Source organism: Sphingobium phenoxybenzoativorans, assembly GCF_001757355.1.
Taxonomy (GTDB): Bacteria; Pseudomonadota; Alphaproteobacteria; order Sphingomonadales; family Sphingomonadaceae; genus Sphingobium; species Sphingobium phenoxybenzoativorans.
In genome coordinates this window covers 1-18,571 of the sequence record NZ_MINO01000005.1, presented here as the reverse complement: position 1 = coordinate 18,571, position 18,571 = coordinate 1, and the positions used below count along the sequence as shown (strand labels likewise).

Genomic DNA, 18,571 nt, shown 5'->3' with positions numbered 1-18,571 from the left:
GATGAAAGTGCAGGGCGGGCAAGGTCTATTGCCCGTTCCGCCGCCTTTCTTTTTCCTCCGTCTGCCATACCGTTTCGCCGGTTTGCCATTGGGTCGGGCAGCCCTTGCAATCCTTCATTCACGCGTCGTGGAGTAGCGCGAAACGCAGTTTGACGCCTCCATTGTCGCACCCTCCAGGTTCGCCTTGTAGAATTTCGCTTCCATCAGGTCCGCGTTGACGAAGCGTGCGCCATGATGTCGGCCTCCAGCCGCGTGACCAGCAATGCCTGGCGGTGCGCCATATCGACACGCGTCAGCAGGCGAGCGCCGGACGAATGGCTCCAAACGGACGTAGCGATGAGAATGCCAAGGGATGACAGCAACGCGATTGCGCTAAGGACCATTGTCGTCCTGAAGGTCATATCCTCGCCTGCCCCGTCACTCCACGCGCCTGGCCGTCGGGCGGCCAAGCTGGCCGTGGGATGCTAACAGCCGGCGAAGTTCGGCGCACAATCTGCGGTGGCGGTTCCGACACCGCCCCGGCTGGGACATGCAGCGATACCGCAACTGGCATTGCCTATTGACCGGATGCGAGGTTGGCGGTTCAGACGGTTTCGAAATATCGAGGTCGCCAATGTCTGACAGTTCCTATCTTCTCACCCTGTCCTGCCCCAATCAGCCTGGTATCGTCGCGAAGGTGACCGCAAAGCTTTTCGAGCATGGCGGCAATATTCTGGAAGCGCATCAGTTCGACGACACGGAAACCGGCCGCTTCTTTACCCGAATCCTGTTCAATCTCATCGTTGGCGAAAGCGCCGGGCCGCTCATCGAGGACTTCGATGCCGTAGGTGCACATTATGGGATGGACTGGGCGATACGGCCTGCGGGCATGCGGCGGAAGGTGCTGCTGCTGGCTTCCAAATTCGATCATTGCCTGGTCGATCTGCTCTACCGCTGGCGCAATGGCGAGTTGAAGATGGATGTGGTGGGCATCGTCTCCAACCACCCGAGAGAGACTTTCGGCGCGGCGGACTTTGGAGAGATTCCTTTCCACTATCTGCCAGTGTCGCCCAGCACGAAATCTGCGCAGGAAGCACAGATAAAACATATCGTGCAGGCCAGCGGCTCAGAGCTGGTGGTGCTCGCCCGCTATATGCAGATATTGTCGGATGACCTGGCGGCTTTTCTGGCGGGGCGGTGCATCAACATCCACCACAGTTTCCTGCCGGGCTTCAAAGGCGCCAAACCCTACCATCAGGCGCATGCGCGGGGCGTCAAACTGATCGGCGCAACGGCGCATTATGTTACCGCCGACCTGGATGAGGGGCCGATCATCGCGCAGGATGTCGAGCGCATCAGCCATCATGACTCGCCCGACGACCTGATCCGCAAGGGGCGCGACATCGAACGGCGCGTTCTGGCGCGCGCCGTGGCCGCCCATCTGGAGGGGCGATCATTCACCAACGGACACAAGACCGTCGTCTTTCGCGAATGACACCGTTGTCGGCGGAGTCGCGTCAAATATCCGCGATTCCGCGACGGCAATGCTGTTCACATTACGGTTAATTGCTGCATATGGAACCGCGCACACCGAATGCCGTGGAGACTGGCGTGGATAATGAAATTGCAAGGCTGACGGAGGTGCAGAAAAAATGCCTGCGTCTTGTCGCCGAAGCAAAAACATCCAAGGAAATCGCCATCGAAACGGATCTGACCCCCATGACGGTCGATCAGTATCTGCACCGGGCAATGGCGATTCTGGGGACGACAAGCAGGCGGGAAGCCGCGCGGCGATTCGTCGAGTGGGAGGCGTCCCAGCAGTTAAGACGGTTTGAATTCAAATCGACGCCGGTTGCGGAGCCGCAGGAATCCGCCAATCCTCCAGTCACAGTTCGCGGTAAGAACTGGTTGGCAGCGCTCAGGCTGCCACCGACAGGAGGAAAGCCAAATGACCTCGACTCCGTAACCAGACTGTTCGCGATCTTCCGGATCGCGCTTGTTTCGACGGTGGTTACAATCGCCATCGTCATTATCGCAAAAGGCGGCTTCATTCTTCTTTCGTAAGAACAGCGCCGCCTATCCCAGACATCCAGAAGCAAACAACGCTGCACCCTTCGGGCAGCGAAGGAGGACTCATGCAAGGATATAATCCAATGACCGCCCGCCGGATCGTGGTGGAAATCAACCGCACTCATGCGGCGATCGACGCATCGCTGATGCGGATGACCCAACTTACGTCGAGTTTCCTAGCCGCCAACAACGAAGCCAAGCTGCCGGCATCGGCTGCACAGGTTGCCCTGGAGGATATGGTGAAGGGCCTGACCACGATTGTAGAGGGTCGCGGCCAGTTCGTGTCCGCCCATCACAAGATGGTGGAAATGAAGAATGCGTCGAACCTGAAGAACACGGAAATCGGCTGCTCGCCCGGCCCGATCTGCAACCCCTTCCAGCCGGTGCAGCCGCAAACGTCGCACCTGCGCGAGGTGTCATAAGCAGCGTGACGGTCTTGACTGATATCGAGAGCTGCTAAAGTGCAGCAACAGATGACGCTCCTGCACCTCTATGTGATCTTCACCCTATGCTGTTGCGGCTACGCACTGGCGGCGGGCGGCGTGACCGGCAGGGCAGGGGCGGCAGTCATCCTGATCAAGACCGTGCTGGATCTGTCTACGGCCTGGATCGATTACTCCTGGCAGGGAACGATGTATCCGTTGTTGTTCATCGACGTCGTTTGCCTTGCCTGTTTCATGGTGCTCGCCATGCGGAGCGATCGGTTGTGGCCCCTATGGGCTGCGGGTTTCCAGTTTGTGGCGGTGCTGATCCATCTGGCTACATTCTGGCAGATCGACGTCGCTCCAAAGGCCTATCAGGCGCTCCAGCAGGTGTGGACCATTCCCATGCAGCTCGCGATGCTGTCGGGGATCATGGCTGATCAGCGATCCCGGTTCGCCAAGGGCCTGTTTCGGCGAGAGCCGGACGCCGGCTGACATAACCCCGGCAGATCTTTCAACAAGAAGGACTCCGGGATTTTACAGGAAAAGACAATGACAAAGGGTCACACAAATGCCCTTCCGGGCATTCCTGAATCGAAAAAGCATGCGCAACGCACGCTTGAACATCTCAAGGAAATCGCCGCGAATCCGGACAGGATGGCGATGCCGGTCTCATTCCCGTCACGGCCCCGCAAGGAAGGCCGGGCAGGGGCCGTCAGCCACTATCTGCGGATGCGCCGCTATCGCGAGAAACTGTTCGGCGAGATCTTCGCAGATCCGGCGTGGGACATGCTCCTTGAACTCTATCTCGCCGAGTTGGAGAAGCGTCAGTTGAGCGTGACCGCTGTGTCGGTTGCCGGCGCGGTTCCGCCTAGCACTGGTATCCGCTGGATCACCACCATGACGGAAGCGGGCATGATAGAGAGGGTGGCGGACCCCTATGATCGCCGCCGGACCTATCTCCATTTGTCCAGAACGACCTACGACCTTCTGGACGAGTGGACATCGCGGGCGATGGTCGCCGAATAGCCTTCCGAATTATCCGTCGCGTCAGGGCATCTGGCGCGGCGGTGCCATGGAAAGCTTATTGGAACGCCAGCGACTTGACCTCGCATTCATTGGCCAGTTCCAGCAAAGCCTTTCGCGAACGGCTCGGCGGCATGCGCCCGGCGAGTTTGCGATAATTGCGCGCGGCGGCGCTGAGGCGTTCAAGCTCGGTCATTTCTGCCAATCGCGCGATCCGTAAAAAAGTTCCACCACACTGAAAAATTGGAAGATTTTCACGAATCCGTATCGACTTCATCGGTATGGACCTGGAAGGAGACAAGCGTAGCCGTACCGAATGCGGTGGTTAGCGCTGTTTCCGTCGCGTCCCTTCCACAAGCCATGAGGATGCGCCCGATCCGCGGCACATTATGCCGCGCGTCATAGGTGTACCAGTCACCGTCGACATAGGCTTCGAACCATGCGCTGAAATCCATCGGCGCATCGACGGGCGGAATGCCGATATCCCCCAGATAGCCTGTGCAGTAGCGCGCCGGGATATTCATGCAGCGGCACAGGGTGACCGCCAGATGCGCGAAATCGCGGCATACGCCTACCTGTTCTGAATAGCCGTTCCAGGCGGTACGATCAGCGCGGGCATGCTCATAGCCAAAACATATATGGTTATGGGCGAAATCCACGATCGCCTCGATCCGGCCGCGCGCCGAAGCAATGCCGCCGAACTGGTTCCATGCCACCTGCATCAGTCTGTCCGTTTCGCAGTAGCGGCTTCCCAATAGGTAGATGAGCACGTCGTCGGGCAGGTCCTCGACCGGCATTTGCGGCCCATCGGGTGCGCGCACGTCAGGCTCCCCCTCATCGGCTATTACGAAATCGGTCGAGAGGGTGACGCGGCCGGGTGGTAGCGTCAGCCGCGTGCACAGGTTACCGAACATGTCGATATGGTTGCGCATGGCGATATCCGGTGACACAGCGATCTGGTGGGGCGTGCGCAGATCCTTCTCGCGCGAGGGATGAATATTCAGAAGCGCCAGCATTGCCGTGGGCGCCGGTATATCGAAGGCGATCTCATATCCCGCGCGGATCAGCATAGATGCGCTATTCCTTCCGGCATGCGGCCAGCATGAGGGGGCAAACCGGTTCGTGTCCGGCATCATGCTTAACGCGTTGCTGTGAATGCCGTTCCAGAGGCCATCATCGCTGGACAAATTCCAGTGATCCCTGTTTGAATGGCGTCCGGCGAATGGAACCAAAAAGAGGTCGCCGGATTATGAAAGCACTATAATCAGAGAGGTGCCGCCATGATCCGGCTTGCTATAATTTCCCTCGTCATCGCTGCCGTACTTGCCGTTCTTGGTTTCGGTGGAGCGGCAGGCACATTTGTCGGAATTGCGAAGATTCTGTTCTTTATCGCGCTCGCCATTTTTGCGTTGTTCCTCGTCATGGGCCTTCTGGCCGGCAAGGGAATCAAGAATGCGATAGACTGACAGCGGGCTTTTCAGGGGCCGTCACTCGGAAAGACTGGTGATGGCCCCTGTCAAATGGTCCCGCACGTGCCGTGCCATATTGAGGGGATCGAAAGGCTTGCGGATAAACCCCATTGCTCCCACGGCGCGGTACTTGGCCAGATCGGACGGCTGATCGTTGGCGCTGACAAAGATAATGGCGATATCCGCCATATGGTCTGACGCTCGCATGGCGTTGGCAAGCTGACACCCGTTCATTTCCGGCATCATCATGTCCAGCAGGGCGAGGTCAGGTATCCACTCCCGCTGATTTAGGAGCGCCAGCGCTTCTTCGGCTGACCCTGCCGACCGGACCTCCATCAAGGGGTCCATTTTCAAGGCAAGTTCCAAAACCGCCCTGATATCAGGTTCATCATCGACGCACAGGATGCGCAGGATGGAGGAGGAGTGATCAGGGGGCGTATTCGTCATCGTGATAATGCGGCGCGAGCTTTATACATCGAAACAGCCTTCCTCGACGCCATCATTGCGATAAGGTTTTCTGACATATGCTTTCGACTCTACGTCGAGCGACACCGGATTTCTATGGTTAGTCTTGAGTGCCGGAAGTTGTCGATACTACATTCGTCGGTTTCTGAATTGTTAACGATGAACAGAGGCTGTTTCGCTTCAGATTGCTGGATCAGAATTTTTCCGGGGGAGCGTTAGCAAGGTAGTGGCCGCGCGAACCCGATTGCCACCATGCCGGAAGGGCGATAAAGGCCGATGTTGCGATGCAACAGAATCGAAAAACCTTATCAATCAAGATGGCGAAGGATCAGCTTCCTGATCTCTCGCCCGACGATCCCGCCAATCTGATCGCTCAGGCTATTCAGGTGCGGGTGTGTTTGACCGCTGTATATAACAAGGCGTCTTTCCTGATGGCGCCGCATATCCTGTATACGAAGCATGACGACCTGTTCATCGACGCGATGACGGTTGAATGCGACGGGAAAGCGCCGCGTGAACCAAAGCTTGGCACATTCAAGCTGTCCGGACTGAACGATGTGGCGATGACAGGGCAGCGGTTCACGCCGCTGGAGGGCTTCGATCCCACGGATCAGAAATATTCGGAAAATACGGTGCGCGCTATCCGGCTGTAGGAGAAAGTGGCCTACTCGCCGCCGCTTTCCTGCGCCGCGCCCTTGAAGCCCTGAGCCACCACATACCATTCCACGCTGCCCTTGCGGCTCGCGGGCGGCTTGGCGTGTTTGACCGTGGTGAAATGCTTTTTCAGCACCGCCAGCAGCTCTGTGTCAGTGCCGCCCGCAAAAGCCTTGGCGACGAACGCGCCGCCGGGACGCAGATTTTCGATCGCGAACCATGCGGCCGCCTCGACTAGGCCCATGGTGCGGAGATGATCGGTCTGGGCGTGGCCGACCGTATTGGCCGCCATGTCCGATAATACCAGGTCCGGCGCGCCGCCCAGTGCATCGAGCAACAGGTCCGGAGCCTTGTCGTCCATGAAATCCATCTGAAACAGGGTCACGCCGTTGATGGCGTCCACCGGCAGCAGATCGATGCCGACCACCTGCGCTTTGGGAGCAAGCTTGCGGACCACCTGCGCCCAGCCGCCCGGCGCTACGCCCAGATCGACGACATGGCGGGCGCGGCGGAGGAGAGCGAACTTCTCGTCCAGTTCGATCAGCTTGAAGGCGGCGCGGCTGCGCCACCCTTCCGCCTTGGCGCGGCGCACATAAGGATCGTTGAGTTGCCGCTCCAGCCAGCGGTTTGACTGGGCCGTACGTCCCTTGCTTGTCTTGACCTTTACCCGGCCGCCTGCGCCTCTCATCGCGCGCTTCCATCCCGGTCCATAAGGCCGCGTAATATCCCCTCCCGGATGCCGCGATCAGCGACTCCCAGGCTCTTGGCGGGCCAGATATCCAATATGCATTCCAGTATCGCACATCCCGCAACGACCAGATCGGCCCGTTCATTGCCGATGCAGGGCAATTGCCGCCGTTCGGCGATAGACATGGCCGCCAGCCGGGAGGAGATGCCGCGCATGGCCTCGGCAGGTACGATCAGCCCGTCGATCGCCTGCCGGTCATAGCGCGGCAGTTCCAGATGAATGCTGGCCAGCGTCGTGACCGTGCCCGAAGTGCCGAGCAAGCGGATATCATCGGCGTCCCTGGGCAACCGGCTGGCGAGCGCCTGAAACGCATCCTTTACGCGCGTGCGCATGCGGTCATAGGCAAGCAGCCGCTCGGATGGGCTTTCAGGATCGAATATCTCGCTTTCTGTCAGCGACACCACGCCCCAAGGCGCGCTTTGCCAGTCAAGAATCCGGGGCGTCTCCGTGCTGGTGTCGACTAGGACCAACTCCGTCGATCCGCCGCCAATGTCGAAGATGAGCGCCGGGCCGTCTCCCGGCTCCAGCAGGGCATGGCATCCCAACACCGCCAGGCGCGCTTCTTCCTGCGCGGTGATGATGTCCAGCGCTATGCCCGTTTCCCGGTAGACTCGTTCGATGAAATCATTGCCGTTGCTGGCGCGGCGGCAGGCCTCCGTGGCCACGGAGCGGGCGAGGGTGACATGACGGCGCTTGAGCTTTTCCGCGCAGATGGTGAGCGCGGCGATGGCGCGCTCAATCGCCGCGTCGCTGATCCGGCCAGTGCCCGCCAGCCCTTCGCCCAGCCTGACAATGCGGGAAAAGGCGTCAACCACGACAAAGCCATCGGCAGAGGGGCGTGCGATAAGCAGCCGGCAATTGTTGGTGCCAAGATCGATCGCGGCATAGGATTTGCGATTCTGCCAGCCCGCGCGGGGTCTGACCGCCGCTGCCTTGGCCATCTGGTGAGCCGCAGGGGCGCCCCCGCCCTTTGCTGAACCGGCTGGGGGTGTCTGCGGCGTTGGGCTGCTGCGCTGCGCCAAGGCCGTACTCATCTTATGCTCTCCGCGCGCCGGAAAGGCGGCGGTACTTGATGTCAGAGTAAGCCGGTGGCGGCCAAAGCGCAAGTTGGCCTCTGGCGCTGTGCCGCCCGTGCTGTGTCATGTCCCGGAACAGTGCAGCGCGAACGGTCTTGACCATCGTAAAGCACCGGCCTATCTGCGCCCTTCGCTCCGGCCGTGGCTGGATGCTGATGCCCCGTCGTCTAAAGGTAAGACTACGGACTCTGACTCCGTCAATCGAGGTTCGAATCCTCGCGGGGCATCCACTTTCCCATGCTGTATTTTGTTCGCCCGTCTGTGGTAGAACCGGTCCATGGACATCGTGCAGATCCTTGGCGTGGCCGCGAGTGTCAGCCTGCTGGCCGGGTGGCGTCTGTATCTGTGCATATTTGCGGTCGGAATGGCGATGCGATTCGGCTGGGTGGCGACGCCGGAGCATCTGCAGGCGCTGAACGTGCTGTCCAATGGTTGGATCATCGGCATTGCCGGGACCGGCGCCGTGGCGGAGTTCCTGGCGGACAAGGTGGCGGTGGTCGATACGGTCTGGGACGCGGTGCATACGCTGGTCCGTCCGGTCGGCGGGGCGTTGCTGGCGCTGGCGCTGGTCGACGCCGGCGATCCCGTCTGGCAGGTCGCGACGCTCCTGCTGGGCGGCGGAGCGACGCTGCTCACCCATTCGGCCAAGGCCGGAACGCGCGCGATCGTGAACACCAGTCCGGAACCGTTCAGCAACGCGATCGTGTCGACCGGGGAGGATGTGGTGTCGGGCGGGATGCTTATCGCCGTGCTGGCCAACCCAATGCTGGCGGTCATATGCGCGGCGATCATTCTGGCAGGGACGATTGCGGCGCTGCTCATCCTTCGCCGACTGCTATTCCGACGCAGCGCCGGGCCGCCGGACACGCAGTCCGGCAGAATTTTCGAGCCTCCGGCGGCGTAGTTAATGATGTTCTCATCTTTCCCCGTCACATTGGCCCATGAACGGGCTTTTCGGGGTAAAGGGATCATGACGGCATTTGCGGCGCTGACTTACGGGTTTCTGGCCAGCTTCATCCTGTCGGCGGCAAGCCGCAACAACAAGCTGCAACGGCCGCATCCGCCCATGCTCATCTATGTCGGCTATGTGCTGTGCGGGCTTTCGCTCGGCGCGTCAGTCATTCTGGGCGTTGTCGCCGTCAGGCATTTCGCCTGACAGGCCGCAATCTGTTTCAGGCCATCAGGGCGAGAAGCGAGATCGTGGCGGTAATGAAGGCGAAGGTCGCGCCGATCTTGAACAGGAACCGCGCGCTGTCGGCATGTTCCTTGTAGAACAGGGTCAGCTTGTCGTTCCAATCCAGTTCCACCTGCTCGGGCGCACTGACGACCGGATGGAGATCTGTCGTGGGGCTGGAATTCATCTAACCACTCCTACCTCGTGCCCTTTCTGCGCATTGTAATACGCTTTTCGGGCGAACCGGCTTCCTGTATTTTCGCCTGAATTTCTGGCGGGGGTGGACCGATTCTTTACGGTTCGCGCTTGATGGTTGCCCGTATGGACTCAGCAAATTCGGGCATCGCGACCTGCCGTGTTTGCCTATGGCGATTCTTGCTCTTGCCCATTTTCTACTCAATTCGCCGCAAAAAGGCAATAATGGAGCATTAACCCTGTTGACGTCTGCGCCAACGCCGGAAAGCCGCCACTCCCATGACCACCGCGCCAGCGATGGCGGCTATGCCCGCAGAGATCACCAATAGCGCCCACGCGCCAGCCACGATGAGGCCGGTCAGGAAATCGACAAGGATGAGGGTTAGATGGATCAGGGGCCGTTTCCGGGACGGCTACCGCCCCGGCTCCCCCAGCGCCTTGGCTTCCTGATATTTCAGCTCAAGAAAGCGATTCTGTGTCGCCAACTTGTCGAGGTCGCCACTGGCGAGCTGTTCTGTCATCCGGTCGATCTCGCCGTCGATGACGGACAGGCCGTCGATCAACTGCTGTTCCGGCACGCGGCCATTGCGTTCCTCGCGACGCAGCGGCTCTGGAATGCTCTGATAGCCAGTGACCAGTTCAGGCAAATGGTTAGACAGCAGCTTGCGCACCTCCACAGCCGCCGGCTCCTGCGGATTGAGGCGGTTGAGCTGGGGGGCAAGCGTTTCCAGGCGTACGCCAATGCTGTCGATCAGCTTGACCGCGGGCGGAGGCAGGGCCTTGCGCTGACTTTCCAGCCATATTTCGGTCTGGAGGGGCAGGGCCTTCAGATCGGTTTCCGCAAGCGCCGCCGCCTTCACCGTCCGTTCGGACGGCAGGACGGCGATCAGGAGGGTGGCGGCAATGATTGCGCCGAGCACGATCATCACCCCATTAGGACCGAGCGGCAGGAACCAGCCGGTCACCACGGCGGCAACCAATATGGCGAAGGCGGCCGCCGCGATCCGCCCAAGCTTACGCAGCATGCCCGCATTGCGCCGCGCGCGGGCGCGTGACGACAGGCTTGTCCCACGCTCGCTGTGACGGCGCAGAATCGCCTCCGCATCGGCGAGAACCTGATCTGACCGGCCCATCTCTTACGCCTCGATAGCGCTCAGCAAGGGATTGCTGGCTGCGCCGCCGCTCAGTTGCGCCTGCGCCTGACCCTCGGCGCGAGCGATATAGCCTTTTGACTTCTCCACTTCGTTGGAGAGGGTGCCGATCGTCGTTTTCATCGATTCCAGCGCCTTGAGCTTGAACGTGTCGATGCTGTCCATCGTATCGTAGATATTCTGGAAGGCGCGCTGCAGCGTCTCGATCGGAATCGTGCTCGACGCGGCCTGCTCATGGATTTGCGCGGTTTGGGTCTTGAGCATCTCGCCCGTGGAATCGATCATGTTCGCGGTCGTGGTGTTGAGCGCGGTGATCTGTTCCAGCACCAGCTTCTGCCCGACCAGCGCCTGGGCAACGGTGACGGCGGTGCGCAACGCAGCGACGGTGGTGGTGGAAGCGCGGTCGACCCCCTTCACCAGTTCGACATTGTTCTTCTTGACCAGATCGAGCGCAAGATAGCCCTGCACCGTCACCGCCATCTGGGTCAGCAGGTCCTGGCTGCGCTGGCGGACGTAGAAAAGCGCGGTCTCGCGGATGGCCTTCGCCTTGGCTGGATCAGTGGAATCAAGCTCCAACGCCTTGGCTTCCAGGCGGCTGTCCATCGTCTTGCTGATATGGATCATCTGTTCCAGCTTGCCCATAGACGCCCACATATTCTGACGTTCCACGTCGATGGCGGCATTGTCCTTGATCAGCGTGTCCTTGCCGCCCGCCAGACTGCCCAGGATGCCATTGATATGGCCCTGCGCGCTCTTATAGCCGTCGAAATAATTGCGCATCCGGTTGCCGAACGGGATGATGCCGAACAGCTTGCGGGGCGCGGTCAGGCTGCCGCGCTTCGCCGGGTCAAGGTCCTCGACCGTGCGGCGCAGTTCGGCAAGGTCAGCGCCAACGCTGTTATCGGAATCCATGGCGCGCACGGGGCGGTCGAGGAAGCGGTTGCTATGGCCGGCGGCGTCGGCGATTTCCTTTCGGCCCATATTGGTGAGCTGGTCGACCCGCATGCCAAATTCGGGACTGTTCGCATCCTGGGCGACCAGATCCTCGATAAAAGCGTCAACCTTCTCGTCGAGTTTCGACCGTTTGCCGTCGTCCAGCGGCACCAGTCCCGCCGCCTTCTCCGGCGTCACGGTCGGCACGGGATTGGGCGCCTCCAGGGTGAGTGCGCTAATCTCCTGCTGCGTATCGGTCGTGGTCGCGGTCGAAGCCATATCATCTCCTCTGGTGTTATATGTATATAAAACACCTCGGCATCAAGTGGGATGCGGCAACCGGTATAACGGTGATGGCCCCGCTACGGAAGCCGTAGAGCATCATCCATTCCGCCGCTTTCCGTTGCATTCCGCCGTGCTTCACATAATGATAACCATATTAGGGGATGCCTGTGGCTGACAAAGCGCCGTTTGGCGGCGCATTGGGGGGAAGCCATATGGAGCCATATGATCTGGTGGTGATCGGCAGCGGCCCGGCAGGGCGCCGCGCCGCAGTGCAGGCCGCGAAGCTTGGCAAGTCGGTTCTCGTCGTGGAGGGCCGCCGGCGGGTGGGCGGCGTTTCCGTGCATACAGGCACTATTCCGTCCAAGACATTGCGGGAAACCGTTCTCAACCTCTCCGGCTGGCGGGAGCGGGGTTTCTACGGCCGCTCCTACCGCGTGAAGAAGGATATCGACGGCAGCGATCTCGGCACGCGCCTCAACAAGACGCTGGAGCATGAGGTCGACGTGCTGGAGCATCAGTTTCAGCGCAACGGCGTGCGCACCATGTCCGGCTTCGCCCGGTTCCTCGACCCGCACAGGGTGGCGATCACGTCGCCGGACGAGAGCGAACTGATCGTCCAGGGCGAGAAGATATTGATCGCGGTCGGCACAGCGCCGTACCGCCCGGCCGATATTCCCTTTGATGACGTTTCCATCCTCGACAGTGACGCCGTGATCGAAGCGCCGCGCGTGCCGCGCAGCCTGACGGTGGTGGGCGCCGGGGTCATCGGCATCGAATATGCCACCATCTTCAGCGCGCTGGATGTGGCCGTTACGTTGGTCGAACCGCGCACGACCTTCCTCGATTTCATCGATCGGGAAATTATTGAGGAATTTATCCACCAGTTGCGCGACCGGGGCATGATCATCCGGCTGGGTTCGCCGGTTTCCACGGTGGAAAAGGACGACAGCGGAAAGGTCGTCACCACGTTGGAGGATGGCCGGGCGATCCGCACCGACATGCTGCTCTATGCAGCCGGGCGCGTGGGGGCGACAGCCACGCTGGGCCTCGACACATGCGGGCTGGAAACCGACAGGCGCGGCCGCCTGACGGTCGATCCCGCGACATTCCAGACCTCCGTGCCGCATATCTATGCCGCCGGCGATGTGATCGGTTTTCCCAGCCTCGCCTCGACATCGATGGAGCAGGGGCGGATCGCCGCCTGCCACGCCTTCAACCTCCCGATGCCGCCCGCGCCCCAATATTTCCCCTATGGCATCTATGCCGTGCCGGAAATCTCCACTGTCGGCATGAGCGAACAGGAAGTGCGCGAGAAGGGAATCAAATATGAGTGCGGCGTCGCGCGGTTCCGCGAAACGTCGCGCGGGCACATCATGGGACTCGATCAGGGCCTGATGAAGATGATCTTCTCGCTCAAGACCCGGCGTCTACTTGGCGTCCATATATTGGGCGAAGGCGCGACGGAACTGATCCACATCGGTCAAGCAGTGCTTAACCTGCACGGAACGCTCGATTATTTCATCGAGAATACATTCAACTATCCGACATTGGCGGAGGCGTACAAGATCGCGGCGCTTGATGCATGGAACCGGATGCCGCGCGTCTGACATGTTGCAAGATGAAACAATTCGCTGTTAGCGGGGCCAGTAACCATGATGCCGCGATTTCACCCTAGTCTATTGGCGCAAGACGTGGCTATTTGCGAATCCTGTTTGTCCTGTTTCTGATCTTTGGTTAACGGCACCCGATGACAACCGACCCATCAAGGCAGATATGGAAAGCCGGTGTCGCGCTCAGCGACGCCTGGCTGCATTTTGCCGAACAGGCGGTGCGGGAGGAGCATGAGAGCAAGCCGGGTTTCACCGGCACGCTCCAGCATCTGGTCGCCGTGGCGCAGAGCACGCGGGACGGGAAGAAGATATTGTCCGCTCTGCAGGAAGTCGGAAAAGCCCATCTCGACAAGCTGGAAAGCCGCAAGCTGCTGCAGGACATGCTGATAGAGGTGCTGGCGACGGATCATCTGATCGCTACCGGTTATGCGGGGAAGGACAAGAAGGCCGCGCCGGTCCCCATCGACCCGTCCTTCTTTGCAGAGGCCAGCGCGGATTGGGATAATAGCGTCGTCCGCCTGAACGGCACCACCTATGAGCGGGTACGGATTACCGATCCCGCCGCCATCCCCGCCGCTGCAGCCAGGCCCGTGCTGGAACTGGCGACGATCGCCGAAGCGGAACCGGTTGCGGAAACGCCGCCTGCCGCCAAGGTGGAAAAGCCCGCCGCCAAGGTGGAAAAGAAGGCCAAGCCGTCAAAGCCCAAAGCAAAGGTGAAGGCGAAGAAGCCGCCAGTCCCCCCGTCGAAACCCGTCCAGCCGTCGAAGAAGGCGGCGGAAAAGCCGGCGAAGGCGAAAAGGAAAGCGAAGGTGGAAACGCCATCGCCAGCACCGGTCCCGGTCGTCGAGGCCGTTGCGGCGGTCAGCTCCGCGCCCGCTTCCGCCGCGCGCTCCAAGGTGAGCGAAGGCATCCATGCGGCGCTGGAGAAGCTGGTCGCCTCGGAGGCCGGTTTTGCCGACCTCAACCGGCGGAGCGCCGCGCAGAAAATCCGCGATGAGCTGCATGCCGCCTATGAGAAGGGCAACGGCCTGAGCGATCCGAACCTGGCGCGCTATATCCGTAAGAAGTGCGGGTTAAAGACCGTAAAGCACTGACCCCACCGGCGTCCGGGTCCTTTCCGCCCATTTTAGCGCGCTGTTGCGGCGCAGCGGACTTTCCGCTAAGGGCGCGCCCAACAGTCCTCACAAAATGAGCAGATCCTTCATGAGCCTCCGCAATGTGGCCATCATCGCGCACGTCGATCATGGCAAGACCACGCTGGTTGACCAGTTGTTCCGCCAGTCCGGCACGTTCCGCGAAAACCAGCGCGTCGAAGAACGCGCGATGGACAGCAACGACCTGGAAAAAGAGCGGGGCATCACCATTCTGGCCAAGCCGACGTCAATCGAGTGGGAAGGCACGCGGATCAACATCGTCGACACGCCCGGCCACGCCGACTTTGGCGGCGAGGTGGAGCGCATCCTGTCGATGGTCGACGGCGTGATCCTGCTGGTCGATTCCTCCGAAGGCGCGATGCCGCAGACCAAGTTTGTGACCGGCAAGGCGCTGGCGCTGGGCCTGCGCCCGATCGTCGTCGTGAACAAGGTGGACCGTCCGGACGAGCGCATCCAGGAAGTGCTGGACGAGGTGTTCGACCTGTTCGTGAGCCTGGAGGCCACTGACGAGCAGCTCGACTTCCCGGTGCTCTATGCGTCGGGCCGCAACGGCTACGCCAATGAAGATCCGTCGCTGCGTTCGGGCACGCTGACGCCGCTGTTCCAGAAGATCGTCGACCATGTGCCGCCGCCGGCGCTGGACGTCGATGCGCCCTTCACCTTCCTGGTGACGCTGCTCGACCGCGACAACTTCCTTGGCCGCGTGCTGACCGGCCGCGTCACCAGCGGCACCGTCAAGGTCAATCAGGCGATCCATGCGCTTGATATGGAGGGCAAGGTCATCGAAACCGGCCGCGCCTCCAAGATCATGTCGTTCCGTGGGCTGGAGCGCGTGCCGGTGGACGAAGCGAAGGCGGGCGACATCATCTCGCTTGCGGGCCTGACTGTCGCGACCGTGGCCAACACGATCGCTGACACTTCGGTAACCGAGCCGATCCAGGCGCAGCCGATCGATCCGCCCACGCTGTCGATGCGCTTTGCGGTCAATGACTCGCCGATGGCGGGCCGCGAGGGCAGCAAGGTGACGAGCCGCATGATCCGTGACCGGCTGGAGCGCGAAGCGGAATCGAACGTCGCCATCAAGGTGACCGAGAGCGCCGACAAGGACAGCTTCGAGGTTGCAGGGCGTGGCGAGCTTCAGCTTGGCGTTCTGATCGAGACGATGCGCCGCGAGGGTTATGAGCTGGGCATCAGCCGTCCGCGCGTGCTGTTTGGCGAGGATGAGAATGGCGGCAAGACCGAGCCGTATGAAACCGTCGTCATTGACGTGGACGAGGAGTTTTCCGGCACCGTCGTCGACAAGATGAACATCCGCAAGGCCGAGATGACCGACATGCGTCCGTCCGGCGGCGGCAAGACCCGCATCACCTTCTCCGCCCCCTCGCGCGGGCTGATCGGCTATCATGGCGAATTCCTGTCCGACACGCGTGGCACGGGCATCATGAACCGCCTGTTCGAGAAATATGGCCCGCACAAGGGCAAGATCGAAGGCCGCAAGAATGGCGTGCTGATCTCCAACGGCGCGGGCGAGGCGAATGCCTACGCGCTGGGTCCGCTGGAGGAGCGCGGCATCCTGATGGTCGGCGTCGGCGAGGCGCTTTATGAAGGCATGATCGTCGGCGAGAACGCCAAGCCGGAAGACCTTGAGGTCAACCCGATGAAGTCGAAGGCGCTCACCAACTTCCGCGCCAGTGGCAAGGACGACACGGTGCGCCTGACGCCGCCGCGCCGCCTGACGCTGGAGCAGGCCATCGCCTATATCGACGATGACGAAATGGTCGAGGTGACGCCCAAGTCGATCCGTCTGCGCAAGCGCTGGCTCGACCCCAATGAGCGCAAGCGCCAGTCCCGCTCCAAGGCGGCTTGATCCGGCCGGGCGAGCGTTCGCCCGCTGAACATCTAGTTAACGCCATATTCCCGTCCGGTTCAGCCGGGCGGGAATATTTCTTTTCATACAGGCTGGCGGCCCCCCTCCAGCCCGGATGAGGAGGAGCGTGAAGATGAACATTCTGTGGAAAGGCGTGACCGCGGCCCTGATCGCGGGCAGCGCCATGATCGCGGCGTCGGCCCCCGCGCAGGCGCATGACCGGTACGGCTGGCGCGGCGACAATTACCGTGGCGATTATTATCGCGGGGATCGCTGGCGCGGCGACCGCTGGGACCGGTATGACCGCCGCGACTGGCGCCGGGACCATCGCCGTTCGAACTGGCGCGGCGACCGCCGCCGGTGCTGGAACGAGTGGCGGTATGATCGCTATCGCCATCGCGATGTCCGGGTCCGCATCTGCCGCTGACAGCATAAGCCAGGCATGAGGTTTGGCCGTCGATCGCTCCTACAGGCGGTTGACGGCCCGGCCGCATCGGCGCTAGGCGCTCTGCCATGACAGATACGCCGCCAGATCGCCTTTCGACCAATCCGCGCAGCCCCCATTTCGACATGGACGTGCTTCAGCGCGGTATCGGCATCCGCTTCAAGGACCGGGTGCGCACCGATGTCGAGGAATATTGCATTTCCGAGGGCTGGATCCGCGTCGCTGCGGGCAAGACCCGCGACCGGCATGGCCAGCCGCTGACGATCAAGCTGTCAGGACCGGTCGAAGCCTGGTTCGAAAATGCGGCCGAAAGCGACGGGGAACGCGAGGGTATATAGCTTTTTCGCGCTTTTCGGATTCCGGATTACTCCAGAAATTTCATATATTTGCCTGGTTTCAGCAAAAATAGGATTTGTTGGAACCTTCGCCTTTGTTGGACAGTTCCGCCGGGCCGATGAGGTGTCCGGGAACCCGCCGATTACCGGCCGCCGGTGTTCCTGCCGAGCGCAGCGATCTGGGTGGGGGCGCCGGGCGCCTTGTGCGCTTCCGGATAGATGAAGCCGTTGGCCGGGTTGCTGCGGATGCCGAGGTCGCCGATCGGGCCGTACCAGACGCGCACGTCGGTCCAGTCATTGTTCGGCGACACGTCGATGGCGCGCACATCATGTTCGATGCCGCCGCGATAGGACCAGTTGGCATGGTCCAGCAGCACTTCGCGGGAATTGACGATGCGGCTGACGACGGCGACATGGCCGGCGGGCATTGCGCGGCTGGCGGCGAAGGAGAGGACCGCGCCCTCGCGGGGTTCCTGACCCTTGTCGTACAAACCGTCCGCCTGCGCCCACCAGTTGGCGGCGCGGCCGAAAAGCTGAATGCCGGAAACCTGACGGGCATAGGGCGCGCATTGCAGAACGCCGGCGACGGCCGGATTTGCGACCGTCAGACAGCCAAGCGCCAACACCAGCGCAATGGCTGCGCGAAACCCTTTAATCATGCGATTGCGACCCCTCGCTCTCTTGTTGGAAGGGTTAAGGCAGGTCGCGGTTAATAAGAAAATACGACGAACGTCGATCCTGCGATGAGTCGTTGCTGCAGCGCGTCAAAGAACGGTTCGCCGCATAAGCCGCGACCCGGCCATGGTCAGGCGGGGCGGATATGCCCCTGTTCGACGTGCAGGCGGGTCGCCGCGCCGAGGGCCGAGAAAAGTTCGGATTCGGTGCCGGTCATCCATACCTGCCCGCCGGTTGCAGCGAGCCGGTCGAACAGGGCCGCGCGCCGGGCGGGATCAAGATGCGCCGCCACTTCGTCCAGCAGCAGCACGGGCGGACGGCCGGACCGCTGCGCCACCAGGGCGGCATGGGCGATGATGATCGACAGCAGCAGCGCCTTCTGCTCCCCCGTCGAACAAAGCGCGGCGGGCTGGCCCTTTTCCGCGTGGATGACGGAGAGGTCGCTGCGGTGCGGGCCGCTGAGCGCGCGCCCGGCGGCGGCGTCCCTCCGCCGCCCTTCGCGCAATTGGTCGACCAGCGGTTCGCCGTCCGCACGCCATCCCTGTATGGACAGGAGCGGGCGGGCGAAGGGACCATCCGGCTGATCCATGAGAGCCAGTCCGAGCGCCGTTACCGTATCCTGACGGGCGGCCGCCAGCGCCGCGCCATGCTCGTCCATCTGCGCCTCCAGCGCCGCCAGCCAGGACGGGTCGGCCGGGCGGTCGTCGGTCAGCAATTTGGTGCGGGCGCGCATCGCCGCCTCATACCGGGCGCTGTGCGTGGCGTGGCCGGGGTGCAGCGCCAGCGTAAGCCGGTCCAGAAAGCGCCGCCGTCCCCCCGGCGCTTCAGTGAACAGCCG

26 protein-coding genes and 1 tRNA gene are annotated in these 18,571 nt (G+C 61.6%); 15 read left to right on the top strand and 12 right to left on the bottom strand.

Annotated elements, in window-relative coordinates:
• Positions 1-114 precede the first annotated feature (114 nt).
• Positions 115-204, bottom strand: coding sequence for a hypothetical protein (locus BHQ40_RS26665; RefSeq protein ID WP_253183252.1), 90 nt, complete (start codon positions 202-204; stop codon positions 115-117).
• The gene (locus BHQ40_RS04105) at positions 204-401 is read right to left on the bottom strand and encodes a hypothetical protein (RefSeq protein ID WP_070152793.1); all 198 of its coding nucleotides are present in this window, start codon (positions 399-401) and stop codon (positions 204-206) included. Before BHQ40_RS04105 ends, BHQ40_RS26665 begins: the two co-directional genes overlap by 1 nt.
• Positions 402-613: 212 nt before the next feature.
• Between BHQ40_RS04105 and purU the strand changes: the two genes are divergently transcribed.
• The 5 genes from purU (at position 614) to BHQ40_RS04080 (ending at position 3,500) form a co-directional block, all read left to right on the top strand.
• Positions 614-1,474, top strand: coding sequence for a formyltetrahydrofolate deformylase (gene purU, locus BHQ40_RS04100; RefSeq protein WP_070152790.1), 861 nt, complete (start codon positions 614-616; stop codon positions 1,472-1,474).
• Positions 1,475-1,590: 116 nt separating this feature from the next.
• The gene (locus tag BHQ40_RS04095; protein ID WP_171905753.1) at positions 1,591-2,043 is read left to right on the top strand and encodes a helix-turn-helix domain-containing protein; all 453 of its coding nucleotides are present in this window, start codon (positions 1,591-1,593) and stop codon (positions 2,041-2,043) included.
• An 89-nt stretch (positions 2,044-2,132) separates the two neighbouring features.
• The gene (locus BHQ40_RS04090) at positions 2,133-2,471 is read left to right on the top strand and encodes a hypothetical protein (protein ID WP_083276685.1); all 339 of its coding nucleotides are present in this window, start codon (positions 2,133-2,135) and stop codon (positions 2,469-2,471) included.
• Between the two features lie 51 nt (positions 2,472-2,522).
• Entirely contained in the window at positions 2,523-2,966 is a 444-nt protein-coding gene (locus tag BHQ40_RS04085; RefSeq protein WP_070152781.1) for a hypothetical protein, read from the top strand.
• A 57-nt stretch (positions 2,967-3,023) separates the two neighbouring features.
• Complete coding sequence (locus tag BHQ40_RS04080) at positions 3,024-3,500, top strand: helix-turn-helix domain-containing protein (protein ID WP_070152778.1); 477 nt, start codon at positions 3,024-3,026, stop codon at positions 3,498-3,500.
• A gap of 55 nt (positions 3,501-3,555) precedes the next feature.
• On the opposite strand, the gene BHQ40_RS26065 is transcribed toward BHQ40_RS04080, so the two are convergent.
• Positions 3,556-3,702 carry a hypothetical protein gene (locus tag BHQ40_RS26065; RefSeq protein WP_171905752.1) on the bottom strand — a complete coding sequence of 49 codons (147 nt, stop codon included), beginning with the start codon at positions 3,700-3,702 and terminating at the stop codon, positions 3,556-3,558.
• 49 nt (positions 3,703-3,751) lie between these two features.
• Positions 3,752-4,567 (bottom strand): transglutaminase-like domain-containing protein, encoded by an 816-nt coding sequence (locus tag BHQ40_RS04075; RefSeq protein WP_070152775.1) that lies wholly within the window; start codon positions 4,565-4,567, stop codon positions 3,752-3,754.
• A gap of 210 nt (positions 4,568-4,777) precedes the next feature.
• On the opposite strand from BHQ40_RS04075, the gene BHQ40_RS04070 reads away from it, so the two are divergent.
• Positions 4,778-4,963 carry a DUF1328 domain-containing protein gene (locus BHQ40_RS04070; RefSeq protein WP_070152773.1) on the top strand — a complete coding sequence of 62 codons (186 nt, stop codon included), beginning with the start codon at positions 4,778-4,780 and terminating at the stop codon, positions 4,961-4,963.
• Positions 4,964-4,984: 21 nt separating this feature from the next.
• On the opposite strand, the gene BHQ40_RS04065 is transcribed toward BHQ40_RS04070, so the two are convergent.
• A complete protein-coding gene (locus BHQ40_RS04065) occupies positions 4,985-5,413 on the bottom strand; it encodes a response regulator (protein ID WP_070152770.1) in 429 nt (142 codons plus the stop codon).
• A 302-nt stretch (positions 5,414-5,715) separates the two neighbouring features.
• On the opposite strand from BHQ40_RS04065, the gene BHQ40_RS04060 reads away from it, so the two are divergent.
• Complete coding sequence (locus BHQ40_RS04060; protein WP_253183251.1) at positions 5,716-6,084, top strand: hypothetical protein; 369 nt, start codon at positions 5,716-5,718, stop codon at positions 6,082-6,084.
• 11 nt (positions 6,085-6,095) lie between these two features.
• Here the strand turns inward: BHQ40_RS04060 and BHQ40_RS04055 are convergent, their stop codons facing one another.
• Together BHQ40_RS04055 and BHQ40_RS04050 are read right to left on the bottom strand one after the other, a co-directional pair.
• The gene (locus tag BHQ40_RS04055; RefSeq protein ID WP_070152767.1) at positions 6,096-6,773 is read right to left on the bottom strand and encodes an RlmE family RNA methyltransferase; all 678 of its coding nucleotides are present in this window, start codon (positions 6,771-6,773) and stop codon (positions 6,096-6,098) included.
• Positions 6,770-7,855 carry a Ppx/GppA phosphatase family protein gene (locus BHQ40_RS04050; RefSeq protein WP_070153137.1) on the bottom strand — a complete coding sequence of 362 codons (1,086 nt, stop codon included), beginning with the start codon at positions 7,853-7,855 and terminating at the stop codon, positions 6,770-6,772. Before BHQ40_RS04050 ends, BHQ40_RS04055 begins: the two co-directional genes overlap by 4 nt.
• A gap of 210 nt (positions 7,856-8,065) precedes the next feature.
• On the opposite strand from BHQ40_RS04050, the gene BHQ40_RS04045 reads away from it, so the two are divergent.
• The 3 genes from BHQ40_RS04045 to BHQ40_RS04035 all read left to right on the top strand — a co-directional run bounded on the left by BHQ40_RS04045 (position 8,066) and on the right by BHQ40_RS04035 (position 9,065).
• Positions 8,066-8,139 (top strand) — tRNA-Gln (locus BHQ40_RS04045).
• A 47-nt stretch (positions 8,140-8,186) separates the two neighbouring features.
• Positions 8,187-8,813: a DUF4126 domain-containing protein gene (locus tag BHQ40_RS04040; protein WP_070152763.1), complete on the top strand. Its 627-nt coding sequence runs from the start codon at positions 8,187-8,189 to the stop codon at positions 8,811-8,813.
• 66 nt (positions 8,814-8,879) lie between these two features.
• Complete coding sequence (locus tag BHQ40_RS04035) at positions 8,880-9,065, top strand: hypothetical protein (RefSeq protein ID WP_070153134.1); 186 nt, start codon at positions 8,880-8,882, stop codon at positions 9,063-9,065.
• 16 nt (positions 9,066-9,081) lie between these two features.
• Here the strand turns inward: BHQ40_RS04035 and BHQ40_RS04030 are convergent, their stop codons facing one another.
• The 3 genes from BHQ40_RS04030 to BHQ40_RS04020 form a co-directional block, all read right to left on the bottom strand.
• A complete protein-coding gene (locus tag BHQ40_RS04030) occupies positions 9,082-9,270 on the bottom strand; it encodes a hypothetical protein (protein ID WP_070152760.1) in 189 nt (62 codons plus the stop codon).
• A 421-nt stretch (positions 9,271-9,691) separates the two neighbouring features.
• Positions 9,692-10,411: a hypothetical protein gene (locus BHQ40_RS04025; RefSeq protein WP_070152757.1), complete on the bottom strand. Its 720-nt coding sequence runs from the start codon at positions 10,409-10,411 to the stop codon at positions 9,692-9,694.
• Between the two features lie 3 nt (positions 10,412-10,414).
• Positions 10,415-11,641: a toxic anion resistance protein gene (locus BHQ40_RS04020; protein WP_070152754.1), complete on the bottom strand. Its 1,227-nt coding sequence runs from the start codon at positions 11,639-11,641 to the stop codon at positions 10,415-10,417.
• Between the two features lie 173 nt (positions 11,642-11,814).
• Here BHQ40_RS04020 and sthA point away from each other — a divergent pair, with 173 nt between their 5' ends.
• The 5 genes from sthA (at position 11,815) to BHQ40_RS03995 (ending at position 17,061) form a co-directional block, all read left to right on the top strand.
• Positions 11,815-13,254: a Si-specific NAD(P)(+) transhydrogenase gene (gene sthA, locus BHQ40_RS04015; RefSeq protein ID WP_246524677.1), complete on the top strand. Its 1,440-nt coding sequence runs from the start codon at positions 11,815-11,817 to the stop codon at positions 13,252-13,254.
• Between the two features lie 140 nt (positions 13,255-13,394).
• The gene (locus tag BHQ40_RS04010; protein ID WP_070152748.1) at positions 13,395-14,351 is read left to right on the top strand and encodes a hypothetical protein; all 957 of its coding nucleotides are present in this window, start codon (positions 13,395-13,397) and stop codon (positions 14,349-14,351) included.
• A gap of 109 nt (positions 14,352-14,460) precedes the next feature.
• Positions 14,461-16,278, top strand: coding sequence for a translational GTPase TypA (gene typA / locus BHQ40_RS04005; protein ID WP_070152745.1), 1,818 nt, complete (start codon positions 14,461-14,463; stop codon positions 16,276-16,278).
• A gap of 133 nt (positions 16,279-16,411) precedes the next feature.
• Entirely contained in the window at positions 16,412-16,705 is a 294-nt protein-coding gene (locus BHQ40_RS04000; protein WP_070152742.1) for a hypothetical protein, read from the top strand.
• Between the two features lie 86 nt (positions 16,706-16,791).
• Complete coding sequence (locus tag BHQ40_RS03995; RefSeq protein WP_070152739.1) at positions 16,792-17,061, top strand: DUF3297 family protein; 270 nt, start codon at positions 16,792-16,794, stop codon at positions 17,059-17,061.
• Positions 17,062-17,201: 140 nt separating this feature from the next.
• On the opposite strand, the gene BHQ40_RS03990 is transcribed toward BHQ40_RS03995, so the two are convergent.
• Both BHQ40_RS03990 and BHQ40_RS03985 read right to left on the bottom strand, forming a co-directional pair.
• On the bottom strand, positions 17,202-17,717 hold the full coding sequence (locus BHQ40_RS03990) for a CHAP domain-containing protein (protein WP_070152736.1): 516 nt from the start codon (positions 17,715-17,717) through the stop codon (positions 17,202-17,204).
• 146 nt (positions 17,718-17,863) lie between these two features.
• Positions 17,864-18,571 (bottom strand): AAA family ATPase (locus BHQ40_RS03985; protein WP_253183250.1); only part of this gene is annotated, 708 nt, incomplete at its 5' end.